We start from the raw sequence: 14,141 nt of genomic DNA on the forward strand, positions 1-14,141 counted from the left end.
GACTGCGTCTGCGGACCGGGGGAGGCCTTTCGGAACTCTCACCCCACCCAACGGATACTAAGGGGCGTGCATTCCCACTGTGTCCGGGCACACGAAGGCCCCGAGTGAGGGGTGAGGGAGCCGCCGCTCAGGGGCGCGCGTAGGTCTCGGTCAGAAGGACCTTCGCCTTGGGCGCGGACGACGGACGGTCCACGCAGCTCGCGTCCACGAGGTACGCCGTCACCTTGGTCGTGTCGGTGGCGTCGGGCAGGACCACGAGGAGGGCCTCGCCGCCCTGATAGGTGCCTTCCTGCGCCGCCAGCGCCGTGTCGTCGCGGCCGATGCCGTTCTGGACGCACTCGGGCACGGTGGGCTGTTTCAGGACCTTGGGCTGGTCGTGGTCGCCCTCGATGCCCATGCTCTTCGGGGCCTTGGAGCTGGCCGTGCTCTGGTCCTTGAGGAGAGCCGCGACCTGGGTCTCCAGCTTGGCCGAGGAGAAGGTGTCCCTCGCGGTGGCCTGTGGCTGTGCCTGGGAGGTCGACGGCCTGTCGTCGTGCAGGGTCGTCAGCAGCACGGAGCCGAGTCCGAGGACGGCCACCGTGAACACCGCGCCGAGGACGGCGACCCGACGGCGCCCCCCATGCTTGCGGTTCTTGCGGCCCGGGCCGGTGGTGGAGGTTCGGGCGCGTCCGGAGGGACGGTCCGCCGCTGTCGTTGTTTCACGTGAAACACGCACGCTGTCGTCGTCGGACTCGGCCACGGGAGCCGGTGCGTCGAGCTCCCCGTGCGCCGGGGAGCCGTCGGATGCCGTCGCGCCGAGGAGGGCCTCTGCCGCGAGGGCGGCGTCGATCCGGTGGGCGATGTCGGCGGGCATGGCCGGCGGGGCCTGCGCGGTACCGAGAAGGTCCCTGATCTCCTCCAGCGAGGCGTAGACGTCCGCGCAGGGCTCGCAGCCGTCCAGGTGCCGACGTACTTCGGTGGTCCGGGACGGCGGGAGCAGGTCCTCGGTGAGGTCGGACAACTCGTCGACGTCCGGGTGTCCGGTCATGTCCGTCGTGAATGTCACGCGCGCCCACCTCCGCCCTTCACAGCAGCTGAATCACTCGGCCCGGTGTCCTCGGGACCTTCGGTCGGCGGTCCCGCTGCCGGTGGGACGGATGTCCGGCGCGAGCGGTTCCGTCCGGCACCGCCTTCTTCGTCGGCGCCGGTGCGCTCGGGCCGGAGATGGGTGAGGAGGGGCAGCAGTCTGGCTCTGCCCCGGGCGCAGCGGCTCTTCACCGTGCCGGTCGGCACGTCGAGGATGCGGGCGGCCTCGGCGACGGGGTACCCCTGCATGTCCACGAGGACCAGCGCGGCGCGCTGATCGGGCGGCAGGGTGCCCAGGGCCTCGATGAGCTGGCGGTGCAGGTCGTTGCGCTCGGCCGGGGCCGAGGCCGACTCGTGCGGCTCCAGGAGCTGTTCCAGGCGCTCGGTGTCGTCGACCGGCGAGGTCTTCCGGGAGGCGGCCTTGCGGACGCGGTCCAGGCAGGCGTTCACCGTGATGCGGTGCAGCCAGGTTGTGACGGCCGACTGGCCCCGGAAGGTGTGGGCGGCCCGGTAGGCGGACACCAGGGCGTCCTGGACGGCGTCGGCGGCCTCCTCGCGGTCGCCGAGCGTCCGCAGGGCCACCGCCCACAGCCGGTCGCGGTGACGCCGCACGATCTCGCCGAACGCGTGCGGGTCACCCTCCCCGTGGCGGGCCAGGAGGTCCTGATCGCTGGTGTCGCCGTACGCGGTCTCATCCGCCATCGGACCCCCTCCCCTGGGACCTGGTGGTCAGCCGGTGAACTTCAGGTCCGTGATCGCCTGCTTGTACCCGCTGCCGCTGTACCGGTCCCCCTGCGCGTACGGCAGTGCGGTGAACCACACCAGCACGTACCGGCTCTTGACCGGCTTGGCGACCGACACCTTGGCGGTCGTGCCGGTCGTCGTCACCGATCCCAGCTTGTCCATGGAGGTGATCGGGACCGACGAACTCAGCGAACTGGTCGCGTACAGCGTGACCGTCGTGTGGTCGCCGCTGAACAGCAGCCCTATCGAGGCGGCCGAGACCTCCTGCGCCGACCCGAGGTCGTAGACGATGCCGACGCCGGGCTTGAACGCCGGCTTCATCTCCGGTCCGTCCGTGTAGCTGGCGGTACGCCAGTACGTGGAGCTGTCGCCGTCGTAGGTCTTGTCGACGTCACCGGGATGCTGGGCGTCACCCTTGGCGACGTACTCCTGCGCGCCCGCGATCTTGAGGGTCTTCGTCGGCTTCGGAGCGGCGCTGTTCTTGTCGCCCTCGTCGGTCGTCTGCGTCTGGTTCTGGTCCTCGGACTGGTTGCCGTTCTCCATCAGAGCGTCCGCGAGCTGCCAACTGCCCAGCCCCAGGGCGGCGATGAGGAGCGCCGAGACGGCCCACTTCAGCGCCTTGCCGGTACGGCTCTGTAGCGGCGCGGGGAGCGTCGGCACCGGCTGGGTGGCACCGGGCGGCGTCGGACGGCCGTACGTGCCCTGCTGGTACGTCGTGCGCTGGTACTCGGGCGGGGCGGTGAACGTCGGCTCCGGCGGCCGGATGCGCGGCATCTCGCCGATCGCCTTCACCAGCTCCTCCGGCGTGGTGCAGGCAGACTCGTGCCGGGACGCGGTCGCCCCGTCGTTGGCGAGCGCCCGCATGGCCAGCTCGGACAGCCCCCGGTGGACACCGGCGCGCACCTGGTCGGGGGCGATGAGACCGATGGCCTTGGGCAGCCCGGAGAGACCGTAGGCGTCGTTCTCGTACGGCCAGCGCTGGGTGAGCGACGCGTACAGGAGGGCGCCGATCGCCTCGGTGTCGGCGCGCTGCGGGGTGTCGGAGGTGATGCCGCGCAGCGCCGCGTTCACCGCGAGACCGCGGATGCGCCACTGGCCGCTGGAGGTGCGCAGTACGGCGCTCGGGTTCAGCCGGAGATGGGCGAGGCCCTCGCGGTGCGCGGCGGCCATCGCCGAGGCGACCTGACTGACCATCTGGTACGCGTCGTGCGGCTCCAGCGGGCCGGGAGCGAGCAGCGCGGTCAGCTCGACCGCGTCGGGCAGCCATTCGTGGACGACGTAGACGAGGTCGTTCTCCTCGACGGCGTCGAGGACCTGGACGAACCGCGGGTCGCCGAGCAGCGCCGACGAACGTGCCGCGGCCAGCACGGAACGCGCCCGTGTGTGATCGGCGGGCAGGGTGTGGACGCCGACCGCACGCCGGAGTTTCTCGTCCACGGCACGCCAACTGCTGAACCCGTCCAGACGGGTGACGCACTCCTCCAGCCGGTACCGTCTGGCGAGCTTGTGGCCACTGTGCAGTTCGGGTGGCGCGGTCTTCCCGGGACTCCCGGTACCGCCACTCCCCTGCGCCTCGTCGTTCTCCGTGTCCCGCTCCCGGTTCTGGGCCACCCCGTCGGCCGTGGACTGGTCCGCCTGTGCGGTCAGCGGCTTGTCGCCACTGTTGTCTGCCACGTCGACGGCAGCCGTGCTCCGTTCCGCCACCGTCGTCCCTGCCTCCCCACTCGTCGCGCGCCGACCGACATCCGTGCGCGCCCGTCAGACGCCGAAACCAATTGTGCCCACAGTCCGCCGCAATGCACGACACACGGCGGCGGACGATGGTTGCGCGCTTACCCCTTTATCAACGCCCCAGACGCCCGCGCACCATGCCCACGAGCGAGTTGAGCTCCTCGATGCGCATGCGGCGGGCCGCGACGTAGAAGACGGCGAGCAGCACGGCACCGCCGGCCACCAGCGCGGCGAGGGAGCCGAGGACCCCTTGGCCGAGCGTGTGACCGATCCCGTAGCAGGCCGCACCACTGAGCAGCGCGGCCGGGATCGAGGCGATGCACAGCCGAGCATAGGTGCGCAGCACGCGGGCTCCGTCCAGGTCCCCCTCCAACCGCTTGCGCAGACGGTTCCAGGCGACGCCCACACCGAGCGCGTAGGCGAGCCCGTAGGAGGCCGCCATACCGACCACCGCCCAGCGGGGCGGCAGGACGAAGTAGCAGACCGCGGAGGCGCTGGCGTTCACCACGGCGACGATCACCGTGTTGTAGAACGGCGTCCGGGTGTCCTCGTAGGCGTAGAACGCGCGCAGGACGACGTACTGCACCGAGTAGGGGATCAGCCCGAGACCGAAGGCCATCAGCATGAAGCCCATGTTGGTGGCCGAGTTGGTGCCCGAGGAGCCGAAGATCAGCGTGCACATCGGGATGCCGAGGGCGACGAACCCGAAGGCGATGGGCACGATCGCGACGGCCGTGGTGCGCAGGCCCTGGGAGATGTCGTCGCGGACGGCGCCGCCGTCGTTCTCGGCGGCCGAGCGCGAGATACGCGGCAGCAGGGCGGCCATCAGGGAGACGGTGATGATGGCCTGCGGCAGGCCCCAGATCAACTGGGCGTTGGCGTAGGCGGCGAAGCCGGTGCCCTGGACCGGGGAGCTCTTGCCCGCGGCGGTGGAGAGCTGGGTGACGACCATGGCGCCCGCCTGGTTGGCGAGGACGAACAGCACGGTCCACTTGGCGAGCATCGCGGCCTTGCCGAGGCCGTGGCCCTTCCAGTCGAAGCGCAGCCGCACCCGGAACCCGGTCTCCCGGAGGTACGGGATCATCGCCAGGGACTGGACCACCAGGCCGAGCAGGACGCCGATGCCCAGCAGCCGCTGGCCCTCCGGCGGGATGCTGCCGGCCGTCATGCCGGAGTTGGCGGAGCTGCCGTAGACCCAGATGAACGTGCCGAGAGTGACGATGATGACGATGTTGTTGAGGACCGGGGTCCACATCATCGCGCCGAACCGGCCACGGGCGTTGAGGATCTGGCCCATCACCACGTGGATGCCCATGAAGAAGATGGTGGGCAGGAAGTAGCGGGTGAAGGTGACGGCGACGCTGTTGGCGGCGGGGTCGTCGGCGACCGGCACCGACAGCACGCGCACCAGGAGCGGCGCGGCGAACATGGCCAGCGCGGTGAGGGCGCCGAGCGCCACCATCACCAGCGTCAGCAGCCGGTTGGCGAAGGCCTCGCCGCCGTCCTCGTCGTCCTTCATGGCGCGCACGAGCTGCGGCACGAACACGGAGTTGAGGCCGCCGCCGATGGTCAGGATGTAGATCATGGTCGGCAGCTGATAGGCCACCTGGAAGGTGTCGCCGAGCATGCCGACGCCGAGCGCCGAGACGATCAGCGCGGAGCGGATGAAGCCGGTGAGGCGGGAGACCATCGTGCCGGCTGCCATCAGGGCGCTCGACTTGAGCAGGCCCGCCGCCTTGCCGCTCTTCTTGGCGGGGGCCGCCGGAGCGGCGGCCGGTGCCGGGGCGGGCGTTTCGGCGGCGGGTGCGGTGGCCCCGTACGAGGCCGGTGCCGGTGTCGGGCCGGGGACGCCCGGCGGACCGTACGACGGCTGGGAGGGGCCCTGCCCGGGGCCGCCGTAGCCGCCGCCCTGCTGCTGGTCGCGGAAGAGGTGGGCGAAGGCGTCCTGCCCGGGGCGTTCGTCGCCGGCCTGGGTGACGAGGTCGTCCACGCCGACGAACTGCGTCGTGCGCGGGTCGTCGCCGTGCGGCAGGAACTGGGTCGCCCCGCCCGGCTCGGGCGCCGGAGTCTGGGCCCACACCCGCGGGTCGGGGCTGTACGGCGTCTGCTGGGGCCGCCCGTACAGGGGCTGCGGCGGCGGGTAGCTGCCCGGCGGGGGCGGCGGGTGCGCGGCCCGGTCGTAGAGGGCCTCGGCGACCGGGTCCTGCGCGGACAGGTCCTGGTCCCGGTAGGGGTCCTGGGCGTAGGCGTCCTGGAGGTACATGTCGGCGGTCGGCTGCGGCGATGCCTGGCCGTCCTCGGGCTGCGGGCCACCGGGGAGCCCCGGGCCGCCCGCGCCCTGGCCGCGGTCACCGTCGTACGGCGCGTTCATCGCTACCCCACCTCATCGTCCCGGGCCCACCGGCCACGACATCCTCAACGGTCCACTCTCTCACCCGTGCCGGACGGGTCCGCGCTTTCCGCTGGGGTGTCCGCTGTCGGGTCACTCGGCTGCTCCGGGTCGTCGGCCCGGGCGTCGGTGCCGGGTTCTGCCTTGAGACGGTCCTCGGGGCCCTGCGGGTTCTCCGGTCCGTCCGCGGGTTCGCCGCCGGTCTCGTCGGGGCCGTCGTCCACCGCGCGGGCTGCCGCCCGCTTGCGCTGGGTGTACATCCGGAAGCCGGCGAGGACGAGGAGCAGGAAGCCGCCGCCGATGACCAGCATCACGGTGGCCGTGAACTCGGTGACCTTGACGTCGAACGTGACCGGGGCGCCGTAGGTCTGGCCGTCCTGTGTGTACAGCTGGGCGACCACGGTGGCCTGGCCGTTGGCCTTGGCCGTGGTGGTGAACTTCACCGTCTGGCTGTGGCCGCCGGAGACGGTGATGGGCTGCTCGTAATAGTCGTGCCCGCTGATCTGGAGGCGGGTGGGGTTCGTCGAGCTGAGCCGCAGTACCAGGTGGTCGACGCCCTGCACGAGGTTGTTCTGCACGGTCACCGGGATGGTGGCGCTGCGCCCGGAGAGCTTGGTGTCGGACTTGTCGATCAGCTTGACCTGGTCGGCGAGATCGTCCAGGTGGGCGGCGACCGAGCTGCGGAAGCTCTCCGCCTCGGCGGACCGGCCACGCCAGGATGTGGACATCTCCCGGTTCATGGCCCGCCCGAAGGGGGTCACCACCCGGGACTTGTCGGTGAGGATCACCTGGAAGCTGTCGAGCTTGTCCTGCGTGGCCGCGATCTGCTCGAACGCCGACCGGGGCAGCTCCCGCTTGCGCAGCGAGGAGGGGTAGGCGGACGCCGACGGGACCCTGGTGGTGGCGCCCGGGGTGGGCTTGGCCTTCGCGGCCGTCGCCAGCTCCTGGGATGTGGACCAGTTCCCGCCCTGGAGAGCCGTCACCGCCGCCGCCATCGCCTGGGCCTGGCTCGCCGTCGGCATCCGCTGCGGGGCGACGACGACGCTGCGCTGGTTGTCCGTCTGCCCGTCGATCGACAGGCTCTGGGCGAGGAACTCCTGTACGGCGAGCGTGGACGCGGACGCCGACGTCAGATCGCCCTGGAACCCCGTGGACAGCCGGGCGTCCGCGACCACCGCCGTGGTGCCGCCGCCGATCGGGCGGGCGGCGGAGGGCGTGGAGGACAGCCGGCCGGTCTCCTGGAGGCTGTCACTGCGCGCGATGATCGTGTCTGCGCCGGCCGAGGTGGCGACCTTGACGATCGACGGGTCGACGGCGCCGTCCACGGGCCACGCGAAGTCGGTGCTCGGCTTCACGTGCAGGATCGGCTCGATGGTGTTGTCGACGACGTCGGTGGCTTCCTTGAGGTGGCCCAGCGAGCCGGTCACGCTCGTGCCGTTGTGCGCGAGGGAGGCCAGATCCGGATCGGCGAACGGCAGCGCGACGACCTCCTTGTCGGTCACCGCCTTCTGTAGTTCCGCCAGCCACTGCTTGGCGACTGCCTGGTGGGTGCCGGCCGTGGTGGTGCCGTCGGCGCCGCGTACCCGGTAGCTGCGGGTCATGGCGTCGACGGAGGCCAGCAGGTCGGGGTCGATCACCCAGGTGACGTCGAGACTCTCGCCCAGCGACAGCATCTGGTCCAGGCGGCCGCCGGGGGCGATCTCCTTGGCCAGGTCGTCGTTGAGGAAGACCGGCGTCTGCTGGTCGTTGGCGCCGGTCTCCGCCGTCATGTGCACGGTGGAGAGCAGCGGCCACAGATACGTCGTCTTCGTCGTCGTGTCGGCCTCTTCGGGCTGCCACGGCAGGAAGGTCCGCTGGATGCCCAGGAGCTGGTCCCAGGGCTGCGCGGAGGTCATGCCGGAGAGCGAGACGGCGAACGGGTAGACGCCGTCGTCACCGAGGTCCAGCTTGTCGACCGGCACGGAGATGCTGAAGTGCTGCGCGACACCCGGGGTGAGCTTGGCGAACTTCTCGACGTACTTGCCGCCGACCTCGCTGCCGGCGGACGCGCGGACATCGGTGCTGTCGTCGGCGGCGTCGTCGATCGCCGAGCGGGTGTCGAGCGGATTGCCCACCCGCAGCCCTACATGGGCGCCGGTGACCGCCTGCTTGCCGTTGTTGGTCACCGTGCCGGAGACGGTCAGCGTGTCCCCGTCCGTGGGCGCGGCCGGGGAGAGCGTGTCGAGGGCGACGGAGACCGATCCGGCACCGGCGGCCTCCCGCGCGGACTGCTCGGTCGCCTGCGCGGGCAGGGCGGAGGGCAGCTGGAGCAGACCGGCCAGCAGAGGCACACCCGTGAGCACTGCTCCGGTGCGCCGCAGCCAGCGGCGGGCAGGTGAGGTACTGGTCCTCGGAAAGTCTGCCGCCTCGGCCACGCGCTCGCCCGTCCCTCGTCGTCGTCAGTGGTCGTCGGAATGTGCGTCCACGCATGGTAACGATGCCCGCGGAGCGGAAGTGCCGCGGAGTGCACCACAAGATCGGGAGGGCGGTCCGGGGGGTCCTGTATATGCCCGTATAAAGAGGAGCGCCTCAGTAGGTCTCAAGGGCGGGGCTTGGGGGCGTATCGGACGGGGTGTCCGTGAACGTTTTATGGAGGCGCCCCGGGCCTCGTGGGCCACGTACCCTCTTCTGTTGTGCCGAACGCCAACGAACAGAACCCCCGTGTCCCGAGCCAGGAGCGGCAGCCCACGATGAGTGAGCCGCTGGGGGTCGCCCCCGTCGCCGACGACCTCGCCCGCCGTTTTCAGGAGGCCGGGTTCGCTCTCGCCCTGGTCGGCGGCTCGGTACGGGACGCGCTGCTCGGTCGGCTCGGCAACGACCTCGACTTCACGACGGACGCACGGCCCGACGACGTCCTCAAGATCGTCCGGCCGTGGGCGGACGCCGTGTGGGAGGTCGGGATCGCCTTCGGCACGGTCGGTGCGCAGAAGGACGGCTTCCAGATCGAGGTGACGACCTACCGTTCGGAGGCCTACGACCGTTCCTCGCGCAAGCCCGAGGTGTCCTACGGCGACTCCATCGAGGACGACCTCGTCCGGCGGGACTTCACCGTGAACGCGATGGCCCTGGCGCTGCCGGAACGCACGTTCATCGACCCGCACGGCGGGCGCGAGGATCTCGCCGCACGGGTGCTGCGCACGCCGGGCACTCCGGAGGCGTCCTTCTCCGACGACCCGCTGCGGATGATGCGGGCGGCGCGGTTCGCGGCGCAGCTTGACTTCGAGGTGGCTCCCGAGGTCGTGACGGCGATGAAGGAGATGGCCGACCGGATCGGGATCGTCTCCGCCGAGCGGGTCCGGGACGAGCTGAACAAGCTGATCGTCTCCGCGCACCCGCGCAAGGGCCTGACGTTGCTCGTCGACTCGGGCATCGCCGAGCACGTCCTTCCCGAGCTGCCCGCTCTGCGGCTGGAGAGCGACGAGCACCACCGGCACAAGGACGTCTACGAGCACACCCTGATCGTTCTGGAGCAGGCGATCGAGCTGGAGGAGAACGGCCCCGACCTGGTCCTCCGGCTGGCCGCGCTGCTGCACGACATCGGCAAGCCGCGCACCCGTCGCTTCGAGGAGGACGGGCGGGTCTCGTTCCACCACCACGAGGTGGTCGGCGCGAAGATGACGAAGAAGCGCATGACGGCGCTCAAGTACTCCAACGAACTGGTGCGGGACGTCTCCCGTCTGGTCGAGCTGCACCTGCGTTTCCACGGATACGGCACCGGGGAGTGGACGGACTCGGCGGTGCGCCGCTATGTCCGGGACGCCGGTCCTCTCCTCGACCGCCTCCACAAGCTGACGCGTTCGGACTGCACCACCCGCAACAAGCGCAAGGCGGCGACCCTCTCCCGGGCCTACGACGGGCTGGAGGAGCGGATCTCCCAGCTCCAGGAGCAGGAGGAGCTGGACGCCATCCGCCCGGACCTCGACGGCAACCAGATCCAGGAGATCCTGGGCATCGGCCCCGGCCCGGCGGTCGGCAAGGCGTACAAGTTCCTGCTGGAACTCCGGCTGGAGAATGGGCCCATGGAGCACACTGTGGCGGTGGCGGCACTCAAGGAGTGGTGGGCCGAACAGGGCTGAGGGCACACAGTGGGGTCATGTTTCACGTGAAACATGACCCCACTGCCATGAGAGCCGACGGCTTCCGGATGTGCCGAGGGGCGGTGTTTCACGTGAAACACCGCCCCTCGGGCGTACGCGCTCCGTCCTCCCGTACGCGTACCGCACTCTCTGCTCGCTACTTCACTTCCGTCAGGCAGAGCACCACGTCGTGGTTGTTGCCCTGCTGGTAGTAGGAGATCGTCGCGTTCTGGACGCTCTCGCACTTGTTGCTGTCGCTCGTGCCGTCGAACTTCTCGACGACCTTGTACTGGGCGTCGCTTGAGGAGCAGTCGACTGTCTCAAGGTCCGCACTGCTCACGCTGCCCTTGTTGTGCATGCAGCTGCCCACCGAGGTGGTCTCCGCGTCGGTCCGGAAGATGTAGAACTTCACGACGGCGATGATGATCGCGACGACGATGAACGCGACGAGGCGTATGAGCTTCTTGCTGAACCGCCGGGCCGGAGGGGGCGGCGGAACCGGAGCGAACGGCGCGCCCTGCTGGGGGAATCCCGGCTGCGGAGGGTAGGGGGCCTGCCCCTGGGGCTGCTGTGCGAGCGGCTGGCCCTGCGCGAACGGGTTCTGGCCCGGTGGCGGTGGTGTGGTCATGCGGAAGTCCCCCTGGACATGAGTGTGTGACGGGCGTAAGGCCCGAGTTAAGACGCACGTAAGTTATCGGTCAGGACCGACAACACCGCGGCCCAGAAGGGCTCTGTGGCCTTGATGTGACACTTACTGGCGTTCAAAGCGGCCTATAGCCGCAGCAACCGCCCCGTAGACCACGGCGACCGTGACCACCAGGACCGCCGAGCGGCCGTCCGGCGGGAGCATCAGGGCGGCCAGGGCGGCGGCGCCGACGAAGGCGATGTTGAAGAGCACGTCGTAGAGGGAGAAGACTCGGCCGCGGAAGCCGTCGTCCACCGAGGACTGCACGATCGTGTCCGTCGCGATCTTCGCGCCCTGCGTGGTGAGGCCCAGGACGAACGCCGCGACCAGCATGGGAGGCACGGCGAAGGGGAGACCGAGGGCGAGTTCGAGAACGGCGGCGGCAGCGGCGCACACGGCGATCCAGCGGCCGGGGCCGAGCCGTCCCACCGCCCAGGGCGTCACCACGGCCGCCGCGAAGAAGCCGGCGCCGGAGACGCCCACCGCAAGGCCCAGCAGGGCGAGCCCGTCCTCGGTGGTCGAGGAGAAGGCGTACCGGCACAGCATCAGCACCATGACCAGCAGGGCGCCGTAGCAGAACCGCATCAGCGTCATCGCGCCCAGCGCCCAGGCCGCCTCCCGGCGCGAGGGCGCGGCCAGATGCCGTACCGCCGCCAGCAGGTCGCGCACGGCGTCCGAGAGTGCCGTCGAGAGGCGCGGGTGGGCCGGTGCGCGGTCCGGGCCGAGCTGGTCGCGGCCCAGCCGTAGGGAGGCGAGGCCCGCGCACAGGTACAGAGCGGCGCCCAGCAGCACCACGGCGGCGTCGGAGTCGGCGACCATCAGCCGCACCACGAAGGCGAGGCCGCCGCCCGCAGTCGCGGCGAGCGTACCGGCGGTCGGGGAAAGGGAGTTGGCCACCACCAGGCGCTCGTCGTCGACCACGCGGGGCAGCGCGGCGGACAGGCCGGACAGGACGAAGCGGTTGACGGCGGTGACGCACAGCGCGGAGGCGTAGAAGAGCCACTCCGGGACCTGGACGACGATCAGGACGGCCGTCGCGGCGGCCAGCAGGGCGCGCAGCAGATTGCCGTAGAGGAAGACCTGGCGGCGGCGCCAGCGGTCGAGGAGGACGCCCGCGAAGGGGCCCACCAGCGAGTACGGGAGCAGCAGGACGGCCATCGCGGAGGCGATCGCGGCGGCCGAGGTCTGTTTCTCCGGGGAGAAGACGACGTAGGCGGCGAGCGCGACCTGGTAGACGCCGTCGGCGCCCTGGGAGAGCAGCCGGACGGCGAGCAGACGCCGGAAGTTCCCGAGGCGCAGCAGGGTGCGCAGGTCACGGACGACGGCCATGGGCACAGCCTCACATACGCCGAGGGTCCCCGGGTGCGTGACCCGGGGACCCTCGACAGCCCTGGCAGGAGCGATTTTTTAGGGAGAGAGGCGCCGACGCCTCTCAGCGCGCGGTGCTCAGCGCTCGACCTCGCCCTTGATGAACTTCTCCACGTTCTCGCGGGCCTCGTCGTCGAAGTACTGGACCGGCGGGGACTTCATGAAGTAGCTCGACGCCGACAGGATCGGGCCGCCGATGCCGCGGTCCTGGGCGATCTTCGCGGCGCGCAGGGCGTCGATGATGACGCCCGCGGAGTTCGGGGAGTCCCAGACCTCAAGCTTGTACTCCAGGTTCAGCGGGACGTCACCGAAGGCGCGGCCCTCAAGACGCACGTAGGCCCACTTGCGGTCGTCGAGCCAGGCGACGTAGTCGGACGGGCCGATGTGGACGTTCTTCTCGCCGAGGTCGCGGTCGGGGATCTGGGAGGTGACGGCCTGCGTCTTGGAGATCTTCTTCGACTCCAGGCGGTCGCGCTCCAGCATGTTCTTGAAGTCCATGTTGCCGCCGACGTTCAGCTGCATCGTGCGGTCCAGGACCACGCCCCGGTCCTCGAACAGCTTCGCCATGACGCGGTGCGTGATGGTGGCGCCGACCTGCGACTTGATGTCGTCGCCGACGATCGGGACGCCCGCCTCGGTGAACTTGTCGGCCCACTCCTTGGTGCCGGCGATGAAGACCGGGAGGGCGTTGACGAAGGCGACCTTGGCGTCGATGGCGCACTGCGCGTAGTACTTCGCCGCGTCGTCGGAACCGACGGGCAGGTAGCAGACGAGGACGTCGACCTGCTTGTCCTTGAGGATCTGCACCACGTCGACGGGTGCCTCGGGGGACTCCTCGATCGTCAGGCGGTAGTACTTGCCCAGACCGTCGAGGGTGTGCCCGCGCTGGACCGTGACGCCGGTGTTCGGCACATCGGCGATCTTGATGGTGTTGTTCTCGGAGGCGCCGATCGCGTCCGCGAGATCGAGGCCGACCTTCTTCGCGTCGACGTCGAACGCCGCGACGAACTCGACGTCACCGACGTGGTAGTCGCCGAACTGGACGTGCATCAGACCGGGGACCTTCGACGCCGGGTCGGCGTCCTTGTAGTACTCGACTCCCTGCACCAACGACGCGGCACAGTTGCCCACGCCGACGATGGCCACACGAACCGAACCCATTCCGGTTGCTCCCTGTGTGTAAGTGGTGACGTCCTTGACGGACCGTCACGTTGCGGTGTCGTCGGACGCATCCGGCCCAGGGGTGTCCCCGGGCCGGGGCAGGGCGCCCGACGCTCCAGATGTGGTGCTCCGCCGACCGGACCTCCCGGAGGTGAATCCCTTCAGGTCGTGTCCGGCCCGCTCGCTCTCGATGAGCTCGTTCAACCAGCGCACTTCGCGCTCCACGGACTCCATCCCGTGGCGTTGGAGCTCAAGCGTGTAGTCGTCGAGGCGCTCACGCGTGCGTGCCAGGGAGGCGCGCATCTTCTCCAGCCGCTCCTCCAGCCGGCTGCGGCGGCCTTCCAGTACGCGCACGCGTACGTCACGCGACGTCTGCCCGAAGAACGCGAAACGGGCGGCGAAGGTCTCGTCCTCGTACGCGTCGGGGCCCGTCTGCGAGAGCAGCTCCTCGAAGTGTTCCTTACCCTCTGTCGTCAACCGATAGACGATCTTGGCGCGGCGCCCTGACAGGGGCGCCGCCGACGCGTCCTCGGGGGCGTTCCCCGGGTCCTCGATCAACCAGCCGTGCCCGACCAGCGTCTTGAGGCAGGGGTAGAGCGTCCCGTAGCTGAACGCACGGAACACGCCCAGTGACGTGTTGAGTCGTTTGCGCAGTTCATACCCGTGCATCGGGCACTCGCGGAGCAGTCCGAGGATGGCGAACTCAAGGATGCCGGACCGCCGGCTCATCTCCTCGCCTCCTCGCTCCGGTCGCGCTGATGTATCGACTCGATATATCTAGACGATAGGTCGGCGGTGCGGATGCGACAAGTGGTGAGATGGTGAACGGGGTCACATCACTTATTCATCCCAGGCAAGTTGCCTGATTTGGGGTGAAGTTATG

10 protein-coding genes are annotated in these 14,141 nt (G+C 70.0%); 1 reads left to right on the forward strand and 9 read right to left on the reverse strand.

Annotated elements, in window-relative coordinates:
• Window positions 1–127: 127 nt before the first annotated feature.
• From ACIQOU_RS10000 to ACIQOU_RS10020, 5 genes are all read right to left on the reverse strand, one after another.
• Entirely contained in the window at window positions 128–1,045 is a 918-nt protein-coding gene (locus ACIQOU_RS10000; RefSeq protein ID WP_401535648.1) for an anti-sigma factor family protein, read from the reverse strand.
• On the reverse strand, window positions 1,042–1,767 hold the full coding sequence (gene sigM / locus ACIQOU_RS10005) for an RNA polymerase sigma factor SigM (protein WP_401535649.1): 726 nt from the start codon (window positions 1,765–1,767) through the stop codon (window positions 1,042–1,044). Before sigM ends, ACIQOU_RS10000 begins: the two co-directional genes overlap by 4 nt.
• Before the next feature lie 27 nt (window positions 1,768–1,794).
• A complete protein-coding gene (locus tag ACIQOU_RS10010) occupies window positions 1,795–3,513 on the reverse strand; it encodes a serine/threonine protein kinase (protein ID WP_401535651.1) in 1,719 nt (572 codons plus the stop codon).
• Window positions 3,514–3,652: 139 nt separating this feature from the next.
• Window positions 3,653–5,911 carry a murein biosynthesis integral membrane protein MurJ gene (murJ, locus tag ACIQOU_RS10015; protein WP_401535654.1) on the reverse strand — a complete coding sequence of 753 codons (2,259 nt, stop codon included), beginning with the start codon at window positions 5,909–5,911 and terminating at the stop codon, window positions 3,653–3,655.
• 44 nt (window positions 5,912–5,955) lie between these two features.
• Window positions 5,956–8,343 carry a DUF6049 family protein gene (locus ACIQOU_RS10020; protein WP_401535655.1) on the reverse strand — a complete coding sequence of 796 codons (2,388 nt, stop codon included), beginning with the start codon at window positions 8,341–8,343 and terminating at the stop codon, window positions 5,956–5,958.
• 258 nt (window positions 8,344–8,601) lie between these two features.
• Between ACIQOU_RS10020 and ACIQOU_RS10025 the strand changes: the two genes are divergently transcribed.
• Window positions 8,602–10,044, forward strand: coding sequence for a CCA tRNA nucleotidyltransferase (locus ACIQOU_RS10025; protein ID WP_401535656.1), 1,443 nt, complete (start codon window positions 8,602–8,604; stop codon window positions 10,042–10,044).
• A gap of 157 nt (window positions 10,045–10,201) precedes the next feature.
• Here ACIQOU_RS10025 and ACIQOU_RS10030 read toward each other — a convergent pair whose 3' ends face one another.
• The 4 genes from ACIQOU_RS10030 to ACIQOU_RS10045 form a co-directional block, all read right to left on the reverse strand.
• Window positions 10,202–10,672, reverse strand: a complete 471-nt coding sequence (locus ACIQOU_RS10030) for a hypothetical protein (protein WP_401535657.1) — start codon at window positions 10,670–10,672, stop codon at window positions 10,202–10,204.
• A 123-nt stretch (window positions 10,673–10,795) separates the two neighbouring features.
• The gene (locus ACIQOU_RS10035) at window positions 10,796–12,058 is read right to left on the reverse strand and encodes an MFS transporter (RefSeq protein WP_401535659.1); all 1,263 of its coding nucleotides are present in this window, start codon (window positions 12,056–12,058) and stop codon (window positions 10,796–10,798) included.
• Window positions 12,059–12,175: 117 nt separating this feature from the next.
• A complete protein-coding gene (locus tag ACIQOU_RS10040; protein WP_401535660.1) occupies window positions 12,176–13,258 on the reverse strand; it encodes an inositol-3-phosphate synthase in 1,083 nt (360 codons plus the stop codon).
• A 45-nt stretch (window positions 13,259–13,303) separates the two neighbouring features.
• On the reverse strand, window positions 13,304–13,987 hold the full coding sequence (locus ACIQOU_RS10045; protein ID WP_401535662.1) for a PadR family transcriptional regulator: 684 nt from the start codon (window positions 13,985–13,987) through the stop codon (window positions 13,304–13,306).
• Window positions 13,988–14,141 lie beyond the last annotated feature (154 nt).

It is taken from the genome of Streptomyces sp. NPDC091279, assembly GCF_044757465.1.
Taxonomy (GTDB): domain Bacteria; phylum Actinomycetota; class Actinomycetes; order Streptomycetales; family Streptomycetaceae; genus Streptomyces.

Coding starts and splice junctions, on each gene's coding strand:
- sigM (WP_401535649.1), bottom strand. CDS start 1,767: ATGGCGGATGAGACCGCGTACGGCGACACCAGCGATCAGGACCTCCTG.
- murJ (WP_401535654.1), bottom strand. CDS start 5,911: ATGAACGCGCCGTACGACGGTGACCGCGGCCAGGGCGCGGGCGGCCCG.
- ACIQOU_RS10030 (WP_401535657.1), bottom strand. CDS start 10,672: ATGACCACACCACCGCCACCGGGCCAGAACCCGTTCGCGCAGGGCCAG.
- ACIQOU_RS10035 (WP_401535659.1), bottom strand. CDS start 12,058: ATGGCCGTCGTCCGTGACCTGCGCACCCTGCTGCGCCTCGGGAACTTC.
- ACIQOU_RS10040 (WP_401535660.1), bottom strand. CDS start 13,258: ATGGGTTCGGTTCGTGTGGCCATCGTCGGCGTGGGCAACTGTGCCGCG.
- ACIQOU_RS10045 (WP_401535662.1), bottom strand. CDS start 13,987: ATGAGCCGGCGGTCCGGCATCCTTGAGTTCGCCATCCTCGGACTGCTC.